This window comes from Streptomyces silvisoli, assembly GCF_029269905.1.
In the GTDB taxonomy this organism is placed as follows: Bacteria; Actinomycetota; Actinomycetes; order Streptomycetales; family Streptomycetaceae; genus Streptantibioticus_A; species Streptantibioticus_A silvisoli_A.
This window is the reverse complement of record NZ_JARJBC010000027.1, coordinates 28,226-46,668: the sequence shown is the minus strand read 5'-3', so window position 1 is coordinate 46,668 and position 18,443 is coordinate 28,226. Positions and strand designations below refer to the sequence as shown.

20 protein-coding genes are annotated in these 18,443 nt (G+C 71.3%); 4 read left to right on the top strand and 16 right to left on the bottom strand.

What is annotated here, in order from left to right:
* Positions 1-36: 36 nt before the first annotated feature.
* Positions 37-444: a VOC family protein gene (locus P3G67_RS30825; protein ID WP_269854611.1), complete on the top strand. Its 408-nt coding sequence runs from the start codon at positions 37-39 to the stop codon at positions 442-444.
* Positions 445-689: 245 nt separating this feature from the next.
* Here P3G67_RS30825 and P3G67_RS30820 read toward each other — a convergent pair whose 3' ends face one another.
* On the bottom strand, positions 690-1,379 hold the full coding sequence (locus tag P3G67_RS30820; protein WP_276096429.1) for a hypothetical protein: 690 nt from the start codon (positions 1,377-1,379) through the stop codon (positions 690-692).
* Between the two features lie 78 nt (positions 1,380-1,457).
* Positions 1,458-3,086: an aldehyde dehydrogenase (NADP(+)) gene (locus P3G67_RS30815; RefSeq protein WP_276096428.1), complete on the bottom strand. Its 1,629-nt coding sequence runs from the start codon at positions 3,084-3,086 to the stop codon at positions 1,458-1,460.
* A gap of 92 nt (positions 3,087-3,178) precedes the next feature.
* Between P3G67_RS30815 and P3G67_RS30810 the strand changes: the two genes are divergently transcribed.
* The gene (locus tag P3G67_RS30810) at positions 3,179-3,949 is read left to right on the top strand and encodes an IclR family transcriptional regulator (RefSeq protein ID WP_276096427.1); all 771 of its coding nucleotides are present in this window, start codon (positions 3,179-3,181) and stop codon (positions 3,947-3,949) included.
* Between the two features lie 40 nt (positions 3,950-3,989).
* Positions 3,990-4,763, top strand: a complete 774-nt coding sequence (locus P3G67_RS30805; protein WP_276096426.1) for a class I SAM-dependent methyltransferase — start codon at positions 3,990-3,992, stop codon at positions 4,761-4,763.
* Between the two features lie 52 nt (positions 4,764-4,815).
* Here P3G67_RS30805 and P3G67_RS30800 read toward each other — a convergent pair whose 3' ends face one another.
* From P3G67_RS30800 to P3G67_RS30785, 4 genes are all read right to left on the bottom strand, one after another.
* A complete protein-coding gene (locus P3G67_RS30800) occupies positions 4,816-5,868 on the bottom strand; it encodes an NAD(P)-dependent alcohol dehydrogenase (RefSeq protein ID WP_276096425.1) in 1,053 nt (350 codons plus the stop codon).
* Positions 5,865-6,761, bottom strand: coding sequence for a helix-turn-helix transcriptional regulator (locus P3G67_RS30795; protein WP_276096424.1), 897 nt, complete (start codon positions 6,759-6,761; stop codon positions 5,865-5,867). Before P3G67_RS30795 ends, P3G67_RS30800 begins: the two co-directional genes overlap by 4 nt.
* Before the next feature lie 153 nt (positions 6,762-6,914).
* Positions 6,915-8,147 (bottom strand): hypothetical protein, encoded by a 1,233-nt coding sequence (locus P3G67_RS30790; RefSeq protein ID WP_276096423.1) that lies wholly within the window; start codon positions 8,145-8,147, stop codon positions 6,915-6,917.
* Complete coding sequence (locus P3G67_RS30785) at positions 8,144-9,082, bottom strand: 5-dehydro-4-deoxyglucarate dehydratase (protein ID WP_276096422.1); 939 nt, start codon at positions 9,080-9,082, stop codon at positions 8,144-8,146. Before P3G67_RS30785 ends, P3G67_RS30790 begins: the two co-directional genes overlap by 4 nt.
* 153 nt (positions 9,083-9,235) lie before the next feature.
* Here P3G67_RS30785 and P3G67_RS30780 point away from each other — a divergent pair, with 153 nt between their 5' ends.
* Entirely contained in the window at positions 9,236-10,045 is an 810-nt protein-coding gene (locus P3G67_RS30780; protein ID WP_276096421.1) for an NAD-dependent epimerase/dehydratase family protein, read from the top strand.
* Between the two features lie 156 nt (positions 10,046-10,201).
* On the opposite strand, the gene P3G67_RS30775 is transcribed toward P3G67_RS30780, so the two are convergent.
* The 10 genes from P3G67_RS30775 to sufD all read right to left on the bottom strand — a co-directional run bounded on the left by P3G67_RS30775 (position 10,202) and on the right by sufD (position 18,400).
* A complete protein-coding gene (locus tag P3G67_RS30775) occupies positions 10,202-11,698 on the bottom strand; it encodes a hypothetical protein (protein ID WP_276096420.1) in 1,497 nt (498 codons plus the stop codon).
* A gap of 309 nt (positions 11,699-12,007) precedes the next feature.
* Complete coding sequence (gene dapD, locus P3G67_RS30770) at positions 12,008-13,006, bottom strand: 2,3,4,5-tetrahydropyridine-2,6-dicarboxylate N-succinyltransferase (protein ID WP_276096419.1); 999 nt, start codon at positions 13,004-13,006, stop codon at positions 12,008-12,010.
* 87 nt (positions 13,007-13,093) lie between these two features.
* On the bottom strand, positions 13,094-13,630 hold the full coding sequence (locus P3G67_RS30765; protein ID WP_276096489.1) for a TetR/AcrR family transcriptional regulator: 537 nt from the start codon (positions 13,628-13,630) through the stop codon (positions 13,094-13,096).
* Between the two features lies 1 nt (position 13,631).
* On the bottom strand, positions 13,632-13,952 hold the full coding sequence (locus tag P3G67_RS30760; protein ID WP_449343265.1) for a DMT family transporter: 321 nt from the start codon (positions 13,950-13,952) through the stop codon (positions 13,632-13,634).
* Positions 13,953-14,063: 111 nt separating this feature from the next.
* On the bottom strand, positions 14,064-14,402 hold the full coding sequence (locus P3G67_RS30755; RefSeq protein ID WP_269854479.1) for a metal-sulfur cluster assembly factor: 339 nt from the start codon (positions 14,400-14,402) through the stop codon (positions 14,064-14,066).
* Entirely contained in the window at positions 14,399-14,863 is a 465-nt protein-coding gene (gene sufU, locus P3G67_RS30750; protein ID WP_276096417.1) for a Fe-S cluster assembly sulfur transfer protein SufU, read from the bottom strand. The genes P3G67_RS30755 and sufU overlap by 4 nt, the downstream gene beginning before the upstream one ends.
* A 16-nt stretch (positions 14,864-14,879) precedes the next feature.
* Positions 14,880-16,136: a cysteine desulfurase gene (locus P3G67_RS30745; protein WP_269854477.1), complete on the bottom strand. Its 1,257-nt coding sequence runs from the start codon at positions 16,134-16,136 to the stop codon at positions 14,880-14,882.
* Positions 16,133-16,897 carry a Fe-S cluster assembly ATPase SufC gene (sufC, locus tag P3G67_RS30740; protein WP_269854476.1) on the bottom strand — a complete coding sequence of 255 codons (765 nt, stop codon included), beginning with the start codon at positions 16,895-16,897 and terminating at the stop codon, positions 16,133-16,135. Before sufC ends, P3G67_RS30745 begins: the two co-directional genes overlap by 4 nt.
* 7 nt (positions 16,898-16,904) lie before the next feature.
* Positions 16,905-17,234, bottom strand: coding sequence for a non-heme iron oxygenase ferredoxin subunit (locus P3G67_RS30735; RefSeq protein WP_269854475.1), 330 nt, complete (start codon positions 17,232-17,234; stop codon positions 16,905-16,907).
* On the bottom strand, positions 17,231-18,400 hold the full coding sequence (gene sufD, locus P3G67_RS30730) for a Fe-S cluster assembly protein SufD (protein ID WP_269854474.1): 1,170 nt from the start codon (positions 18,398-18,400) through the stop codon (positions 17,231-17,233). Before sufD ends, P3G67_RS30735 begins: the two co-directional genes overlap by 4 nt.
* Positions 18,401-18,443 lie beyond the last annotated feature (43 nt).

Here is an 18,443-nt window from a genome sequence, read left to right as displayed (position 1 = left end):
GTGGTGCGGCTGGCCGCCTTCCGGCAAGATCGCCCGATGACTTGTCTCGGGCTGGTGACCGTTGTCGTGCGTGACTATGACGAGGCCATCGCCTTCTATCGGGATGTCCTCGGGTTCGAGCTCCTGGAGGACACCCCGATCGAGGAGGGAAAGCGGTGGGTGGTGGTCGCCCCCTCGGGTGCGCGGGAGGCAGCTGTGCTGCTGGCCAGGGCCGTGACCGGTGAGCAGGAGGCACGTGTCGGGGACCAGACCGGCGGGCGGGTCGGCTGGTTCTTGAACACTGACGCGTTCGAGCGCGACTACGAGCGTATGCGGGCCGCCGGGGTCTCGTTCGAAGAAGCGCCCCGACGCGAGCCTTATGGCACCGTTGCCGTCTTCCGTGATCTGTACGGGAACCGCTGGGACTTGATCCAGCCGAACCGGACCGACGGCCTATCGCCGTGACGTGCATGTCCGGGGGACGCTCGGGGCTCCGCTCTGGCCATCGCGCGTTCGGGAGTGGCGTAGCCGCCCGGCTGGTGCCCCAGGCGAAGACGTGACACATGAACATGCAGGCTTGCCAGCCCCCGACGCCGATGACCAATCACTCGGCGGTCGAACCGTTCGCCGCACCGGCGCCGCGCCCCGAGTTCATCGGGGCGCGGGCCACGTTCGTTGCGGTGGAGAGCAGTACGCAGGCGCGGTGAACCTCATTCTCCGGCTGGCCAGTTGAAGCTGTTGGGGACCTTCACCTGCTCGCCCGCCGGACCGTAGACAAGGGCGATCTCGTCGTGTGCCCTGAGCACGATCGCGGCGGGATCGCCCTTGATCTGCTTTCCGTTGACGTAGGCGCGCAACTCCTTGCCGCCGCCCGCCTTCAGTCCTCCGAGCTGGTCGGCGCTGAGCGCGACGTTCCATTCGGTCATGAACTGGCCGAGGGTGAAGTCGGCCTTCACCGGCGACTCGATATGGATCACGCCGTCCGGGGTGTGGGTGTGCAGCGGGCTGATCCGCTGCTGCTTCACGTCGATGCCGATGAACGCGGGAACGGTCACCGGCTGCCCGCTGACGAGGATGTCCAGGTGGGTGTGGATGTGCATCACCTGGCCCTCGGCGCCCAGCATCGGCAGCTGGGCGGCCTTGGCCCGGGCGCTGGCGTCACTGGGCGCGTCCCACGGCGGCAGCGTGGTGCGGCCCTGCGCGGTGGTGCGGGGGGCGGCCGGGACACCGGCCCGGTCGGTGCCCTTGGGCGCGGCGGCCGCGGCACTGGCGGCGGTCTTGCCGGAGGCACTGCCGCCGGAGCCGCACGCGGCGAGCGTGAGACCCAGGGCGGCGGTGAGCGCGATGGTGGCGCCGCGGAGCGCGGTGCGGTGGTTCGTGCGGTTCGTGCGGTGAGACACGGCAGGCGGTCTCTTTCTGTGCGGCTGTTTGCGGTACGAGCCCGAGCGGCGCCCAGGATGCCACAGCGCACAGCGGACTCATGGGTAGCGCTGACCGTCGACGCGTCGCGGCAGCCCCAGGGGATTGCCGTCCCGCAGCTCCGGCGGCAGCAGCGCGGGCGGGGTGTCCTGGTAGGCGACCGGGCGCAGCCAGCGCTCAACCGCCGTGCCGCCGACGGAGGTCGACTGCGAGGTGGTGGCCGGGTAGGGCCCGCCGTGGTGCTGCGCGGGCGCGACGGCGACCCCGGTCGGCCAGCCGTTGACCAGCACGCGTCCGGCGAGCCGGGTCAGCCCCGCGATCAGCTCGGCGGCCGTCCCTTGTTCTCCGGCGGCCTCCGCGGTGGACAGGTGGACGGTGGCGGTGAGGTTGCCGGGCAGCCGGGCCAGCACGGCGTCGGCCTCGGCGTCGTTGTCGTAGCGGGCGATCACGGTGACCGGCCCGAAGCACTCCTGTGTCAGCAGTTCGTGCGGGCCGTCCTGGGTGAGCCGGAGCGCGGGCACGGTCAGGAAGCCCGGCCGTACCGCCGCCTCGCCGTCCGCGCCGGGCTCCACCGGCACGGTGACGTCAGGCAGCCGGGCGCGGTCCCGTACGCCGGCGAGGAAGTGGCGGCGCATCCTGTCGTCCAGCAGTACGCCGGGCGGTGCCTCGGCGGCGGCCCGGGTGAGCGCGGTGACCAGGCGGTCACCGTCCGAACCGGCGGGGATGAGGACGAGTCCGGGCTTGGTGCAGAACTGGCCGACGCCCAGGGTGAAGGAGGCGGCGAGCCCGCCGCCGATCGCCTCGGCGCGCTCGGCGGCAGCGGCGGCGGTGACCAACACCGGGTTGAGGCTGCCGAGTTCGCCGTGGAACGGGATCGGCCGGGGCCGGGCGGCCGCCGCGTCGTACAGGGCGCGTCCGCCGGGGATGGAGCCGGTGAACCCGGCGGCGCTGACCAGTGGGTGCTCGATGAGGTCGACCCCGGCCTGGAAGCCGTGCAGCACGCCGACGGTGTCCTCGGGCAGCCCTGTCTCGGCGGCGGCCCGGCGCAGGATCGCGGCACACAGTTCGGAGGTGGCCGGATGGCCGGGGTGCGCCTTGACCACGACCGGGCATCCGGCGGCCAGGGCGCTGGCGGTGTCCCCGCCGGGGACGGAGAAGGCCAGCGGGAAGTTGCTGGCCGCGTAGACGGCGACCACTCCGAGCGGCACCTTGTAGCGGCGCAGGTCCGGCCGGGGCGCCGGGAGGGCGTCAGGAGCCGGCGGGGTGCGGGCGGCGTTCGCTGGAGGAGCGGTGGCGGGCGACGGATGCGCGTGGTCGATGATCACGTCCAGGAAGGCGCCTTCGTCCACCACGTCCGCGAAGGCCCGCAACTGGTAGGCGGTGCGGGCGAGTTCACCGCCCAGGCGGGCCGGTCCGAGCGCGGTCTCGGCGTCGGCGGTGGCGACCACCCGGTCCCGCTCGGCGGTCAGCAGATCGGCCGCGGTGCGCAGCAGGGCGGCGCGGGCCGGGCGGTGGGCGAGCGCGGGGACGGCGTCGGCCGCTGCCCGTACCGCCTTGTCGACATGGTCGGCGGTGGCCTCCACGGTCACCTGTTCCCGCTGCTTCCCAGTGCGGGGGTCGACGCTCCAGACTGGTACGGCCACCGGTACTGCCACCGTGAACCTCCAGGGCTCCCTCAACCGGAACATCGTCTGTTCGGTATGCTGAACGCTGTCTTCGTTTGTGAATCCTGTGGGGAGCGTACTGGCGGCGCCCCACTCGGACAAGAGGGGTTCGGATCATGACTACGGGCGAGGGCGGCGGGTCCCAGGTCAAGTCGGCGGTCCGCACGGTGGAGCTGCTGGAGTTCTTCGCGGGGCGCCCCGGTATGCACAGCCTCGCCGCCGTGCAGGAAGCCGTCGGGTACCCCAAGTCCAGCCTCTACATGCTGCTGCGCACCCTGGTGGACCTCGGCTGGATCGAGACGGACGCCACCGGCACCCGCTACGGCATCGGGGTGCGCGCGCTGCTGGTCGGCACCTCCTACATCGACGGCGACGAGGTGGTGGCCGCCGCCCGCCCCACCCTCGACCGACTCTCCGACGACACCACCGAGACCATCCACCTCGCCCGGCTCGACGGCACCAACGTCGTGTACCTGGCGACCCGTCAGTCCCAGCACTATCTGCGGCCGTTCACCCGGGTGGGCCGCCGACTGCCCGCGCACAGCACGTCGTTGGGCAAGGCACTGCTCGCCACGTACACCGACGAGCAGGTGCGCAAGATGCTGCCGGAGACCCTGGACCCGCTGACCGAGCACACCATCACCGACCGCGAGCGGCTGATCGAGGAACTGCGCACGATCCGCGAGCAGGGCTACGCGGTGGACCGTGAGGAGAACACCCTGGGTCTGCGCTGCTTCGGCGTGGCGATCCCCTACCGCACACCCGCCCGCGACGCGATCAGCTGCTCGGTACCGGTGGCCCGGCTCACCCCGGCCCACGAGCAGATGATCAAGGACGCCCTGTTCGACGCCCGTGACCGCCTGACGCTGGCCACGCGACGGCTGTGACCGAGCGGACGGCACCGGCCGTCGATCCTAGAGTCGTGCCATGACTGAAGACGTTCACAACCAGAACCTGCGCGCCCGGCGGGCCAGTTCGTTCGGGGGGCACGCCGGCGCCTACGCGGAGCACCGGCCGGACTATCCGGTGGCCGCGGCGCGTTGGGCGGTCGAGCCGGTGACCGACCCCTCTACTTCGAGGGTGCTCGATCTCGGCGCCGGTACCGGCAAGTTGACCGAGGTGCTGCTCCGCTGCGGCTTCCAGGTGACGGCGGTGGAGCCGGACGCCGGGATGCTCGCGGAGCTGCGGCGCCGGATGCCGCGGGTGGACGCGCGGGAGGGCTCGGCGGAGGCCATACCGATGCCGGACGCTTCGTTCGACGCGGTACTGGTCGGACAGGCGTTCCACTGGTTCGACCACGACCGGGCGCTGCCGGAGATCGGCCGGGTGCTGCGCCCCGGCGGGGTGCTGGCCGCGCTCTGGAACCGCGACGACGACCGGGTGGAGTGGATCGAGGGGCTACAGGAGGTGGCTCGCGGTGAGGCGCCCGGCACCCGGCGGTACGACCAGCGGCGGCTGCCCGCGCATCCGGCGTTCGGCGCATGGGAACTGGCGGAGTTCCCGCACGCCCAGCGGCGCACCGCCGACTCCCTGACCGCCACCATCGGCACCCACTCGCACACCCTGGTCATCCCCGCCGACGAGCGCGAGGCCCTGCTCGGCCGGATCCGCGGCTATCTGGCATCCCGCCCGGAGACCGCCTCCGGCGAGTTCGACCTGCCGATGGTGACACTCACCGTCCGCTGCGTACGGCAGCCGTAGCGCGCTGGGGGCAAGCCCCAACGGGCTTGCCCCCAGCGGACGTTAGGTGTCCTCAGTCGCGTAGCGAGGCGATGTCGATCACGAACCGGTAGCGGACGTCGCTGGCCAACACCCGCTCGTACGCCTCGTTGATCTGGTCGGCGTCGATCAGCTCGATCTCCGCGCCCAGCCCGTGCTGCGCGCAGAAGTCCAGCATCTCCTGGGTCTGCCTGATGCCGCCGATCATCGAACCGGCGAGCGTGCGCCGCATGGCGAGCAGCGAGAAGACATTGAACGAGCTGGGGTTCTCCGGGGCACCGACGTTCACCATGGCGCCGTCCAGGTTCAGCAGCCCCAGGAAGGCGTCCACATCGAGGTTGGCCGAGACGGTGTTGACGATCAGGTCGAAGCTGCCGGCCAGCTCCAGGAAGGTGGCGGGGTCGCTGGTGGCGTGGAAGTGGTCGGCGCCCAGCTTCAGGCCGTCGTCCTTCTTGCGCAGCGACTGGCTGAGCACGGTGACCTCGGCGCCCATCGCGTGCGCGATCTTGACTGCCATGTGGCCGAGGCCGCCCATGCCGACGACGGCGACCTTCTTGCCGGGACCGGCGTTCCAGTGCCGCAGCGGCGAGTAGACGGTGATGCCCGCGCACAGCAGCGGGGCGGCAGCGTCCAGCTCGATGCCGTCGGGGATGCCGAGTACGTACGCCTCGTCGACCACGATGTGGGTGCTGTAGCCGCCGTAGGTCGGCTCGCCGTCCCGGCCGGTCGCGTTGTACGTGCCGACCATGCCGCCGTCGGTGCAGTACTGCTCCTCTCCGGCACGGCAGTTGTCGCACTCGCGGCACGAGTCGACCATGCAGCCGACGCCGACCCGGTCGCCCACGGCGTACTTGGTGACACCGGAGCCGACCTCGGCGACGATTCCGGCGATCTCATGGCCGGGCACCATCGGGAAGGCGGCGCCGCCCCACTCGTCGCGGGCCTGGTGGATGTCGGAGTGGCAGATGCCGGCGTACTTGATCTCGATCAGGACGTCATGCTCGCCCACCGCACGGCGCGGGATCGTGGTGCGCTCCAGCGGCGCCTTGGCGGCGGGGGCGGCGTAGGCGGTGACGGTGGTCGTCATCGGGAGGGTTCTCCTTGGGTGGCGGATGCCGTGGATGGTGTGGCCTGCGGTGTGTTGCCCGTCGTCCAGTTGGCGAGCAGCCGCAGGGCGGTTTCCGAGGGAGAGCCGGGTTCGACGGTGTACACGCACATCGTCTGGTCGGCGTCCCCGGGGAAGGTCACGGTCTCGTAGGCGACGGTGAGGTCGCCGACGACCGGATGGTGGTAGCGCTTGGTGCCGTGGGTGCGTTCCCGCACGTTGTGGTCGGCCCACCAGGTGCGGAACTGCGAACTCTTGATGCTCAGTTCACCGACCAGGTCGGTCAGCCGGGGGTCGTCGGGGTGGCGTGCGGCGAGCAGCCGCAGGGCGCCCACGGTCTCGGCCGCGCAGATCTCCCAGTCGACGTACAGCTCCCGCGCGGACTCGTCCAGGAACATGTGCCGGGCCATGTTCCGCTGCCGCTGCGGCAGCGCGTCGAAGTCCGTGATCAGTGCACGGGCCAGCCGGTTGGCTGCCAGTACGTCCATCTGGCGGCCGAGGACGAACGCCGGAGCATGCCCGTCCAGGGTCTCCAGCATCCGGTGCAGCCCGGGGCGTACCCGCTGCGGGCGGACCACCGGGCGACGGCGGGTGCGCTTGGGGCGGGCCAGCTCGAAGAGGTAGACCCGCTCGGTGTCGCTCAGCCGCAGCGCCCGGGCGACCGCGTCCAGCACCGCGTCGGAGCAGTTGGAGGTGCGCCCCTGCTCCAGCCGCGTGTAGTAGTCGGCGCTCACCCCGGCGAGCCGGGCCAGTTCCTCGCGCCGCAGCCCCGGCACGCGGCGCGGGCCGCCGTCGGTCGGCACCCCCGCCTCCTGCGGGGTGAGACGGGCGCGGCGGGAGCGCAGGAACTCGCTCAGCTCGGCGTGGTGATCCATGCGTTCCAGTATCAGTGGGAAAACGGCTGGTCGGAGGCGTGAGGGTAGGTCTGTTGGAACCAGGTCGAGCAGGAATAAGGCCCTGGAGCGCCCACCAACCGGGGTCGCGGCAGCGCCCATGTCGCACGGGCGGCAGGGGCATGCCAGAAGCGGTCAGCCGACGGCAAGTGCCTTCCGTACCGCGGCCAGGTCCGCGTCGCAGGCCAGTCCGGCGTGGTAGAGCCGAAGCTCGGTGGCGCCCAGCTCCACCGCGTGCGCCGCGTCGGCGGCCAGGGTGTGGGGGCTGCCGCCCATTCCGGAGACGATGGTGAGGTTGGCGGCGATCACCGCGCGCCGCCCGCCGGGGGTGCGCCCGTCAACGAGCCACCGCCCGCCGAAGGGTCCCAGCACCGCCTCCCGCTCCGCCGCTCCCCCGGTGCACGGCAGCACCACGCCGTCGGCGTGTGCCAGGACGTCCACCGGGTCGACCCCGACGTTCGCACCGCAGCGGTGTGGCGCCGGATCGGCGTGCAGCAGCACCTGGAAACCGGCGGCTCCGGCGGCCGCGCGCACCGCCGCCACCACCGCCCGCTGGAACCCGCTCGCCACCTCGCGGCGCCAGCGCAGCGTCAGGGCGGCGGCATCCGCCCCCAGCAGCCGCTCCACCTCGGCCCACTCCCCGGGCCGGTCGTCCGGACCCGGGCCGCGCTCCCCCGCCCACACCGGACCGAGACCCGCCCGCACCGCCCGCCGCAGCTCATGGGGGTCCGCGCCGAGCCCCGCGTACCCCGCGCGGCACGTGTCGCAGAAGCACAGCGACATCAGATAGCCCGCCGCGCCCCCCAGCGGCACACCGGCGATCTTGTCATGGGCGTGCAGATGCGCCAGGCCGTACCAGCCGCAGGATTCCAGCTCGGTCCCGGCAGCGCCGGGCCGGGCCCCCGCCTCCGCCGCCAGCGCGACGGCGTACCGCAGCACCTCGGGCCGGGCCACGCACAGCGCCCACGGGTAGCCGTCGCCGTAGGCGTTGCGCACCTGGACGTCCGGATGCTCCTGACCCAGCAGGGAGTTGTGCGCCAGCACCACCCAGCTGTGCACGTCGAGGCCCGCGGCGGACAGCGCCTCGGCCGCCTCGCGCCAGGGGTCGGCCGACGGTAACCACGCCTGCGGGCGCGGCCGCAACCGGTGCCCCGCCCAGTGCCCGGCGGACGGCGGGTAGAGCACCGCCGAGTGCCGGGCGGTGATGACGCGGTGCCGGGGATGGCGCGGGGTGAGGGCGCGGGTGGAGTGGTAGGCCGCGGCCAACGTGACCTGCTGGACGCCGAGTTCGGCGATCCGGTGCGGGGCGTCCGGGTCACCCAGCACGTCCCACGGATAGAGGAACACCGACGTCCGGGGGCGGCTCACCGGTCGCCGCCGCCCACCAACTCCAGCCCGCGGCCCAGGAGTTGCCGCAACTCCTCGATGTGCGTCGCCGACGGCTCGGTCAACGGCGGCCGTACCGTGCCGACCTGCCCACCGCGTAGCCGTACCCCCGCCTTGACCAGCGACACCGCGTATCCCTTGCCCTGGCCGCGCAGTTCCACCAGTGGCTGGTAGAAGCCGTCCAGCAGCCGGTTGACCGTGGTGTCGTCGCCCGTGGTGAGCGCGTGGTGGAAGGCGAGGGCGATCTCGGGGGCGAAGCAGAAGACGGCGGAGGAGTACAGCGTGATGCCGATGCCCCGGTAGGCGAGGCCGGTGAGTTCCGCGGTGGGCAGTCCGTTGAAGTACCGGAAGTCGCGGCCGGGAAGCTCGGTGCGCACCGAGCTGACGATGCGCTGCATGAGGTCGAGGTCGCCCAGGCCGTCCTTGAGGCCGATGATGTTGGGCACCTTGGCGAGTTCCACGACGGTGGCCGGGGTGAAGACCGCGTTGTCGCGCTGGTACACGATCAGGTCAAGGCCGCTCCCGGCGGCCAGCGCGGTGTAGTGCCGCAACAGCCCCTGCTGGTCGGGTGCCACGAGGTACGGGGGCATGGCCAGCAGCCCGTCGGCGCCCGCGCGTTCGGCGAGCGCCGCGTACCGCAGGGCGAGCGCGGTGCCGTATCCGGTGCCCGCGACCACCGGTACCCGGCCCGCGGCCACCTCGACCGCGGCGGCCACGCAGTCGTGGAACTCCTCGGGGGTCAGCGCATGGAACTCTCCGGTGCCGCAACAGGCGAAGACCGCGCCGGCGCCCGCCTCGACGCCGGCGCGCACATGGTCGCGATAGGCGTCCAGGTTCAGCTCACCGGTGGGGCGGTAGGCGGTCACGGGGAAGAACAGCAGTCCGTCGAGACGCTCGGCCAGCGGTGCCGCGGTCATCGGAACACCCCCATCGTTCTGCATTCTGATTCGTGTACGCATGTGTGAACGACGCCACGCTAGGGTAGCCAGCCGAGGCAGGTCAATGCACATGCCATCCGTGGCCCACGGCAGAACCCGGCAGAAACCAGACCGAAGCGAGGAGATCCGCCGATGCCAACTCCCCGTACGCTCCTGCTCACCGGTGCCGCGGGCGGCATGGGCACCCTGATGCGCGGGCTGCTGCCGCGGTACGGCTATGCGCTGCGGCTGTTGGACCTGGTGCCGATCCCCGACGAACCGGACGCCATCACCGCCGACCTGGCCGACCGGGGCGCACTGCGCGAGGCGGTGCGCGGGGTGGACGCGGTGCTGCACCTCGCCGGGATCTCACTGGAGGCGCCGTTCGAGCAGATCCTGCGCGCCAACATCGAGGGCACGTACAACCTCTACGAGGCCGCACGCGCCGAAGGCGTCCGCCGGATCGTCTTCGCCTCCAGCAACCACGCGGTCGGCTTCACCCCGCTGCCGGTCGGCGGCGAACCGCTGATCCCGGTCGACACCCCGCACCGCCCGGACACCTACTACGGGCTTTCCAAGGCGTTCGGCGAGGACCTGGCCTCCTTGTACTGGGACCGGCACGGCATCGAAACCGTCTCGGTACGCATCGGCTCCTGCTTCCCGGAGCCGACCACGGTGCGCATGCTGTCCATCTGGCTGAGCCCGGCGGACGCCGCCCGGCTGTTCCACGCGGCGCTGACCGCCGAGCACGTGGGACACACCGTGGTCTACGGCAGCTCCGCCAACACCCGTCTGCGGTGGGACCTGTCACCCGCCCGAGCGCTCGGCTACGAGCCGCGGGACGACTCGGAGCCGTACGCGGCCCAACTCATCGCCGCGCGGGGTGAAACCGCACCGGACGATCCGGACCGAACCCTTCTGGGCGGCCGCTTCTGCACGGATCCGCCGATGCGGCAGCACTGAGGCCGACACGTCGCGGCGCTGGGGGACCTGGCCGGGGCGCTGGGGGCGCCGGGAGTCTCAAAGCCTTCCCCCAGCAGAACCGGCCGCGACGGCTCGCGACCCCACGGCGGAGACCGGACCGTACCACCGGGGCCCGACCAGACCCCCGAGAGAGCGTCAGCGACCCGTGGAGCGCGCCTTGAAGGCCGCCTTGCGGGCCTCCTTCGCGGTCTTGCGGTCCGGGTGCAGGCGTCCCATCGCCTCCAGCACCTCGGCGGTCGCCGGATGGTCCACCCGCCAGGCGGCGTCGAAGAAGCCGTCGTGCCGTGCCACCAGGTCGGTCACCAGGTCGCGCAGCAGCTCGGGGTCGTCATCGACGTCCAGCTGCGCGGCGATGGTGTCGATGGTGAGCCAGAAGACCATCTCCTCGTCGGGTGACGGCACATCGTCGGCCGCCCGCTCCACCAGCCACACCCGGGCGAGGCCGCCCAGCTCCCGGTCGTCCAGCACCTCACGCAGCGCCGGTTCGGCCTCGACGCCCAACCGGCTGAGCGTCTGCTGGCAGACCAGCCGCCGGGCGGGCGCGCCCTGGTCGCGACCGCGCGCGGCGGCCAGCAGCTCCCGCGCCGCGTCCACCGGCGGGCGGGCCGCCAGCCACTGCTCGCCCTCCGCATTGGCCGCCGCCTCGGGGTAGCCCACCAGGGCGTCCAGCAGCACGGCCGCGTCCTGCCCGGCGAGGTCGCCCAGGGCGGGGGCGCGTACCCCGGCGTCGGCCAGCCGGTCGCGTACGCCCAGGACGCCGAGCGGGGTCAGCCGGACCATGCCGTACCGGGAGACCTCCTCCTCGCCCAGCTCCTTGGGCAACTCCTCCACCGTTTCCGGGCCTTCGGGCTCGTCGGAGATCAGCCGTTCGTCCACCGGGTGGTAGTCGACCACTCCGGTCGGGGCGAGCAGCCGGAAGTGGTCGTCAAGGCGCATCATCGCCTCCGACACCTCCTCCAGCACGGCGTCGGTCGGCACCTCCATGTCGTCCGGCACCACCATCGAGGCGGCCAGCACCGGCAGCGGCACCGGCCTGGCGGCGGGACCGTCGCCGTTGGAGGTGGCCTCGAACGCCTCCAAGGCGGACAGGAGATAGAGGTTGGCGAGCGCCCCGTCCAGGAACTCCGCCTCCTCCTCGGGGTCCCACGCCGGCTCCGGCGGGGCGCCCTCCCCGTCGAGGTCGCCGTACAGCTCGGGCAGGTCGGGCGCCGCGGACTCGGCGAGCACCGCGTCAAGGCCGGTCCGCCACAGCTCCAGCACGTCCCGCGGCCCGCCGCGGTTCAGCATCTCCAGTGCCTTGCCGGGCACCGCGGTACCGCCCTGCCCGGCCTGCGAGGAGGGGTCCGCGTCATCGGCCAGGTCCACCTCCACCAGGCCGGTGTCCACGGCGAACGCCCAGGCGTCGGCGGTCTCCGCGTCGCCCTCCGCCTCATCGCCGAGGCCCAACTCGGCCACGCCACGGGCCAGTTCCTCGGGGACCAGCTCCGCTGCCGCGTCGATGCGCACCTGTGGCGCGGCCCAGCGGGCGAGCCGCACCGCCCGTTGGAACAGCGGCGCGGCGAGCGCGAGCCGCGCGAGTTCTGCGTCGGGAAGCAGCCGCACCGGCGGCATGTCGCGGCTGTCAGCAGCCATGGGGGGTGTTCTCCTCGTACGAGATCAGGATCGGCACCGGGACCGGGATCGGGGAGGCGCGCGAGCGCTCGCCTCCAGCCTAGACGCACAGCGCGGGCCGCCGCCCGATTCACTCCTTCCGGTCCCGTGTTACCCGAACCGGAACGCACATTACGGTACGCGAGGCGGTTCTTACGGAACGCGTACACACAACGGGGACAGGAGTTGACCGCGGGAGGGGGCCCGATGCCGTCGGGGGGTGCCGCCCCCGGGGTGCGGGCGGTGTCGTGGGGACCGCCCGCACCCGGCCGAACTTCCGCCGAACGGGCGTCAGTTGTGGCTGTGCAGCACCGCGTTCAGGCCACCCCACGAGCCGGTGCGCGGCAGCGCCTCGACCGTGCCGGTCATGGAGTTGCGGCGGAACAGCAGGTTGTCCGCGCCGGACAGTTCCAGCGCCTTGACCACCTGGCCGTCCGGCAGGGTGACCCGGGTGCCCGCGGTGACGTAGAGGCCCGCCTCGACCACGCAGTCGTCGCCGAGCGCGATACCCAGGCCCGCCTCGGCGCCGAGCAGGCAGCGCTTGCCGATCGAGACGATCTGCTTGCCGCCGCCGGAGAGGGTGCCCATGATCGAGGCGCCGCCGCCGATGTCGGAGCCGTCGCCGACCACCACGCCCTGGCTGATCCGGCCCTCGACCATGGAGGTGCCCAGGGTGCCCGCGTTGAAGTTGCAGAAGCCCTCGTGCATCACGGTGGTGCCCGCCGCGAGGTGGGCGCCGAGCCGCACCCGGTCGGCGTCGGCGATCCGCACACCGGACGGCGCCACGTAGTCGGTCATCCGCGGGAACTTGTCGACCCCGTAGACCGACAGGTGCTGGCCCTCGGCGCGGGCGGCGAGCCGGGCGCGCTCGATGTTGTCCACCGGCACCGGGCCGAGGGAGGTCCAGGCGACGTTGGCCAGCAGACCGAAGATGCCGTCCAGGCTCTGCCCGTTGGGGCGGACCAGCCGGTGGCTCAGCAGGTGCAGTCGCAGGTAGACGTCGTGCGTGTCCAGCGGCTTGTCGTCCAGCGAGGCGATGACCGTACGGACCGCGATGACCTCGACGCCGCGCCGCGGGTCGGACCCGAGGGCGTTGGGGGCGGTCTCGCCCAGCAGCTCGGCGGCGCGCTCGGCGGACAGCCGCTCGGTCCCGGCCGGACCGGGCTCCGCGACGAGTTCGGGGGCCGGGAACCAGGTGTCGAGGATGGTTCCGTCGGCGGCGATGGTGGCGAGCCCGGCCGCGGCGGCGCCGGTGGCGCGGGAGGGCGTCGTGGCAGTCGTTTCAGTCATGCACCGAACGCTAGTCGCTGGCCGTGGGCGATGCCCAACCGGCCCGGATGCCGGAAGATCCGTTCCGCGAAGCCGCGGTGGTGTGGGTCAGCCGAGGAGCCGGGCGATCATCGCCCGGGCCTGTTCCCGGTCGTAGGCGCGGCCGGTGAGCAGGATCTGGAGCGAGATCCCGTCGATCAGCGCGACCAGCGCCTGCGCGGTGGCCCGGCCGGTGCGGGGGGTGAGGACGTCGACCATGCCGTCCACGCTCTCCGCGGCGATCGGCCGGACCGGGGCGCGGCGCAGGGCGGTCAGATAGACGTCGTACTCAAGGACGCTGCGGTCCCGCTGGTCGGTCAGCAACTCGCCGACCAGATCGGCCAGTTCGGCTGCCAGGTCCGCGTCCGGGGCGATCCGCTCCACCCGCCGCCCGAAGTCCTCGAACAGCGCGGTGTTGATCTGGCGCAGCGCCGCGACCAGCAGCTCGTCCAGGGTGGCGAAGTGGTACGTGGTCGACCCGAGCGGTACGTCGGCCACCGCGGCCACCGCGCGGTGGCTGAGCCCCGCGATGCCGCGTTCGCCCACCACCTGGATCGCCGCGTCAATGATCCGCTGCCGGCGCTCGGGGTCGTACCGCCGGGCCATCTCAGTGCGCCCCACCCAGATTGAGCACGACGACCCCCGCTATCACCAGTACGACTCCCACCAGCTTGGCGAGGTTCGCGGTCTCGCCGAGGAAGGCCATCCCGATGACGGCCACCGCGGCTGTCCCTACCCCGGCCCAGATCGCGTATGCCGTTCCGACCTGCATGGTCTTCAACGTCTGCGCCAGCAGTACGAAGGCGATCAGGTATCCGACCAGTGTGCCCAGCGAGGGCCACAGCCGGGTGAAGCCGTGGCTGAACTTCATCGACGTGGTCCCGAGCACCTCGGCGCAGATGGCGCCGGCCAACGTTGCGTATCCCATGCGTACGAGAGTACGCATCGTTGTGTACAAGCGTCCATAAACGGAGGGTGAACGCATGCGAAACGGCCCCCGCGCCATGCGCGAGGGCCGTTCCTGCGGGCCTTAAGGCACTCAGACGTTGAAGCCTAGCGCCCGGAGCTGCTCCCGGCCTTCGTCGGTGATCTTGTCGGGGCCCCACGGCGGCATCCAGACCCAGTTGATCTTCAGGTCGTTGACGATGCCGTCGGTCGCCGACCGGGCCTGGTCCTCGATGACATCGGTCAGCGGGCAGGCCGCCGAGGTCAGGGTCATGTCCAGGGTCGCGACGTTGGAGTCGTCGACGTGGATGCCGTAGACCAGGCCGAGGTTGACCACGTCGATGCCCAGCTCGGGGTCCACCACGTCGTAGAGCGCCTCGCGGATCTCCTCCTCGGTGGCGGGCTTGGTCGTGGTGGTCTCGTTCTCGCTCATGCCGTCTCCTTCGCACCGTCGCCGGACAGTGCCTGTGCGGTCGCGTCCTTCCACGCCATCCAACCCAGCAGAGCACACTTCACACGTGCCGGGTACTTGGAGACGCCGGCGAACGCCACCGCGTCCTCCAGCACCTCCTCCATCGCGTCGTCCGGCTCGATCTGGCCCTTGGACTGCATCAGCTCCAGGAACAGCTCCTGGACCCTGCGCGCCTCGGACAGTTCCTTGCCTACCAGCAGTTCGTGCAGCACGGAGGCGCTGGCCTGACTGATCGAACAGCCCTGGCCCTCGTACGACACGTCCGCGATCCGCTCGCCGTCGAGCTTCACGCGCAGCGTGATCTCGTCGCCGCAGGTCGGATTGACATGGTGAACCTCCGCGTCGCCGTCCCGCAGGCCCCGCCCTTGCGGGTGCTTGTAGTGGTCCAGGATCACGTCCTGGTACATCGAATCAAGCTTCACAGCGTCAGCACTCTCGTCAGCCGAAGAAGTTCCGGACCTGCTCCAACCCGTCGACCAGGGCATCGACCTCGGCCGGGGTGGAGTACAGATAGAACGACGCCCGCGTGGTCGCAGGAATTCCGTAGCGCAGGCAGACCGGCCGTGCGCAGTGGTGTCCGACGCGCACCGCGATGCCCTGCTCGTCCAGCACCTGGCCGACATCGTGCGGGTGGATGTCACCGAGCGTGAACGAGATCGCCGCGCCGCGGTCCTCGGCCGTGGTGGGGCCGATGATGCGCAGGTCGGGCACCTCCAGCAGACGCCGCACCGCGTACTCGGTGATGGCGTGCTCATGGGCCTGGATGTTCTCCATGCCGATGCCGTTGAGGTAGTCCACAGCCGCGCCCAGACCGATCGCCTGGGCGATCGGCGGCGTACCGGCCTCGAACTTGTGCGGCGCCGGAGCGTAGGTGGACGAGTGCATCGAGACGGTCTCGATCATCTCGCCGCCGCCGAGGAAGGGCGGCAGGTCCTCCAGCAGCTCCTGGCGGCCCCACAGCACCCCGATGCCGGTCGGGCCGCACATCTTGTGGCCGGTGAAGGCCACGAAGTCGGCCTGCAGCGCCTGCACGTCCAGCGGCATGTGCGGCGCGGCCTGCGAGGCGTCTATCACCACCAGTGCGCCGACCTCCTGGGCCCGGCGGACGATCTCCTCCACCGGGTTGATGGTGCCCAGGATGTTGGAGACCAGCACGAACGAGACGACCTTGGTCTTCTCGGTGATGACCTGGTCGATGTTGGACAGGTCGAGGCGGCCGTCGTCGGTGAGGCCGAACCACTTCAGCTTCGCACCCGTGCGCTGCGACAGCAGCTGCCACGGAACGATGTTGGAGTGGTGCTCCATCTCCGTGATGACGATCTCCGTACCGCGGTCCACCCGGTACGGCTCGTCGGCCCAACCCAGCATGTTGGCAACGAGGTTGAGCGACTCCGAGGCGTTCTTGGTGAAGATCACCTCGTCCCGGCTGGGGGCGTTGACGAACCCGGCCACCTTGTCGCGGGCGCCCTCGTAGGCGGCCGTGGCCTCCTCGGCGAGTACGTGCACGCCGCGGTGGACATTGGAGTTCTGGCGCTCGTAGTACCCGTTCAAGACGTCCAGCACCTGGCGCGGCTTCTGCGAGGTCGCCGCGTTGTCCAGGTACACGATCTTCCTACCGTCGTGGACCGTGCGATCCAGGATGGGGAAGTCCTTGCGGATCGCCTCGGTGTCGAGGAGGCCCGGCAGTGAAATCACTCTGATGCGCCGCCCTTCACGTATGCCTCGTAGCCCTCGTTCTCCAGCTTGTCCGCGAGTTCGGCGCCGCCGGACTCGACGATCCGGCCCTTGGCGAAGACGTGAACATGGTCCGGCTTGATGTAGCGCAGGATGCGCGTGTAGTGGGTGATCAGCAGGGTGCCGACCTGGCCGGACTCACGCACCCGGTTGACGCCCTCGGAGACCACGCGCAGCGCGTCGACGTCCAGACCGGAGTCGGTCTCGTCCAGGATCGCGACCTTCGGCTTGAGCAGTTCGAGCTGGAGGATCTCGTGCCGCTTCTTCTCACCGCCGGAGAAGCCCTCGTTGACGTTGCGCTCGGCGAAGGACGGGTCGATCTGGAGCGCCTCCATGGCCTCCTTGACCTCCTTCACCCAGGTGCGCAGCTTCGGTGCCTCGCCGCGCACGGCGGTGGCCGAGGTGCGCAGGAAGTTGGAGACCGAGACACCCGGGACCTCGACCGGGTACTGCATGGCCAGGAAGACACCGGCCCGCGCCCGCTCGTCGACGGACATCGCCAGGACGTCCTCGCCGTCGAGGGTCACGGTGCCGCCGGTGACCTGGTACTTGGGGTGCCCGGCCAGCGAGTACGCCAGGGTGGACTTGCCCGAGCCGTTGGGGCCCATGATGGCGTGCGTCTCGCCCTGCTTCACGGTCAGGTCGACACCGCGCAGGATCTCGCGGGGGCCGTTCTCGGCCTCGACGGAGACGTGCAGGTCGTGGATCTCAAGCGTTGCCATGGGTGCCTCAGGACTCCTGGGTGACGGAGACGAGCACGTCGTCCCCTTCGATCTTGACGGGGTATACGGGGACGGGCCGGGTTGCGGGCAGCCCGGACGGCTTTCCGGTGCGCAGGTCGAAGCTGGAGCCGTGCAGCCAGCACTCGATCTGGCAGTCCTCCACCTCGCCCTCGGACAGCGAGACGTTGGCGTGCGAGCAGACGTCGTTGATCGCGAACACCTCGCCCTCAGTACGCACGATGGAGACCGGGGTGTCGCCGACCTCGACACGCTTGGGCGTGTCGTCTTCGAGCTCGCTCAGCGCGCAGACGCGGACGAAGCCATTGGCGGCGGTCATGCGACGGACGCCTCCAGCTCCTGCTCGATCTTGGCCAGCAGCCGCTCCTCGATGTCGGGCAGGCCGATGTGCTGGACCAGCTCGGCGAAGAAGCCGCGGACCACCAGACGGCGCGCCTCGTCGTGCGGGATGCCGCGGGCCATCAGGTAGAACAGCTGCTCGTCGTCGAACCGGCCGGTCGCCGAGGCGTGCCCGGCGCCGACGATCTCGCCGGTCTCGATCTCCAGGTTGGGGACCGAGTCCACCCGGGCCCCGTCGGTGAGGACGAGGTTCCGGTTCAGCTCGTAGGTGTCGGTGCCCACCGCGACCGCGCGGATCAGCACGTCGCCGATCCACACCGCGTGCGCGTCCTTGCCCTGCAGCGCGCCCTTGTAGGCCACGTTGGAGCGGCAGTGCGGGGTGTCGTGGTCGATGAAGAGGCGGTGCTCCTGGTGCTGGCCGTTGTCGGTGAAGTACAGGCCGTACAGCTCGGCCTCACCGCCCGGGGCGCCGTAGACGACGCGCGGGTGCAGCCGTACCACGTCGCCGCCGAAGGTGACGATCACCGACTTGAAGCTGGCGTCCCGGCCGACCAGCGCGGTGTGCTGGGCGACGTGCACGGCCTGGCGGTCCCAGTCCTGCACCGAGACGACGGTGAGCTTGGCGCCGTCGCCGATGAGGTACTCGACGTTGGCGGCCAGCGTGGCGTCGCCGGTGTGGTCGATGACCACCACGGCCTCGGCGAACGCGCCGACCTCGACCACCTGGTGGCCGTAGGCGACACCGCCCTCGCCGTGCACCGAGATGCGGACCGGCTCGGTCAGCACGGCGTCCTTGGCGATCGAGACGACCGAGGCCTTCTCGAAGGAGCTGTACGCCTGGGCGGCCACCCGGTCGACCGGCTTGCCCGCCTTGCCGAGCCGCGGATCCGTGCGGTCCACGGTCTCGACGGTGACGCCCTCGGGGGCGGTCACCTCGACCCGCAGGCCACCGGTGGCCTCGGCGGTGCCGTCGTGCAGGCCGCGCAGCCGCTCCAGCGGGGTGAAGCGCCATTCCTCCTCGCGGCCGTGCGGCACGGGGAAGTCGGCCACGTCGTAGGACGGGGCGGCGCTGACCCGCGCGTCGGCGGGCTGGCCAACCTGGATCGCACCGTCGGTGGTGCTACCGGCCGGGATCGTTTCAGCCATGGCTGTCGTAGAACTTTCTCTTGGTAAGGAAGTCGTCGCTGCG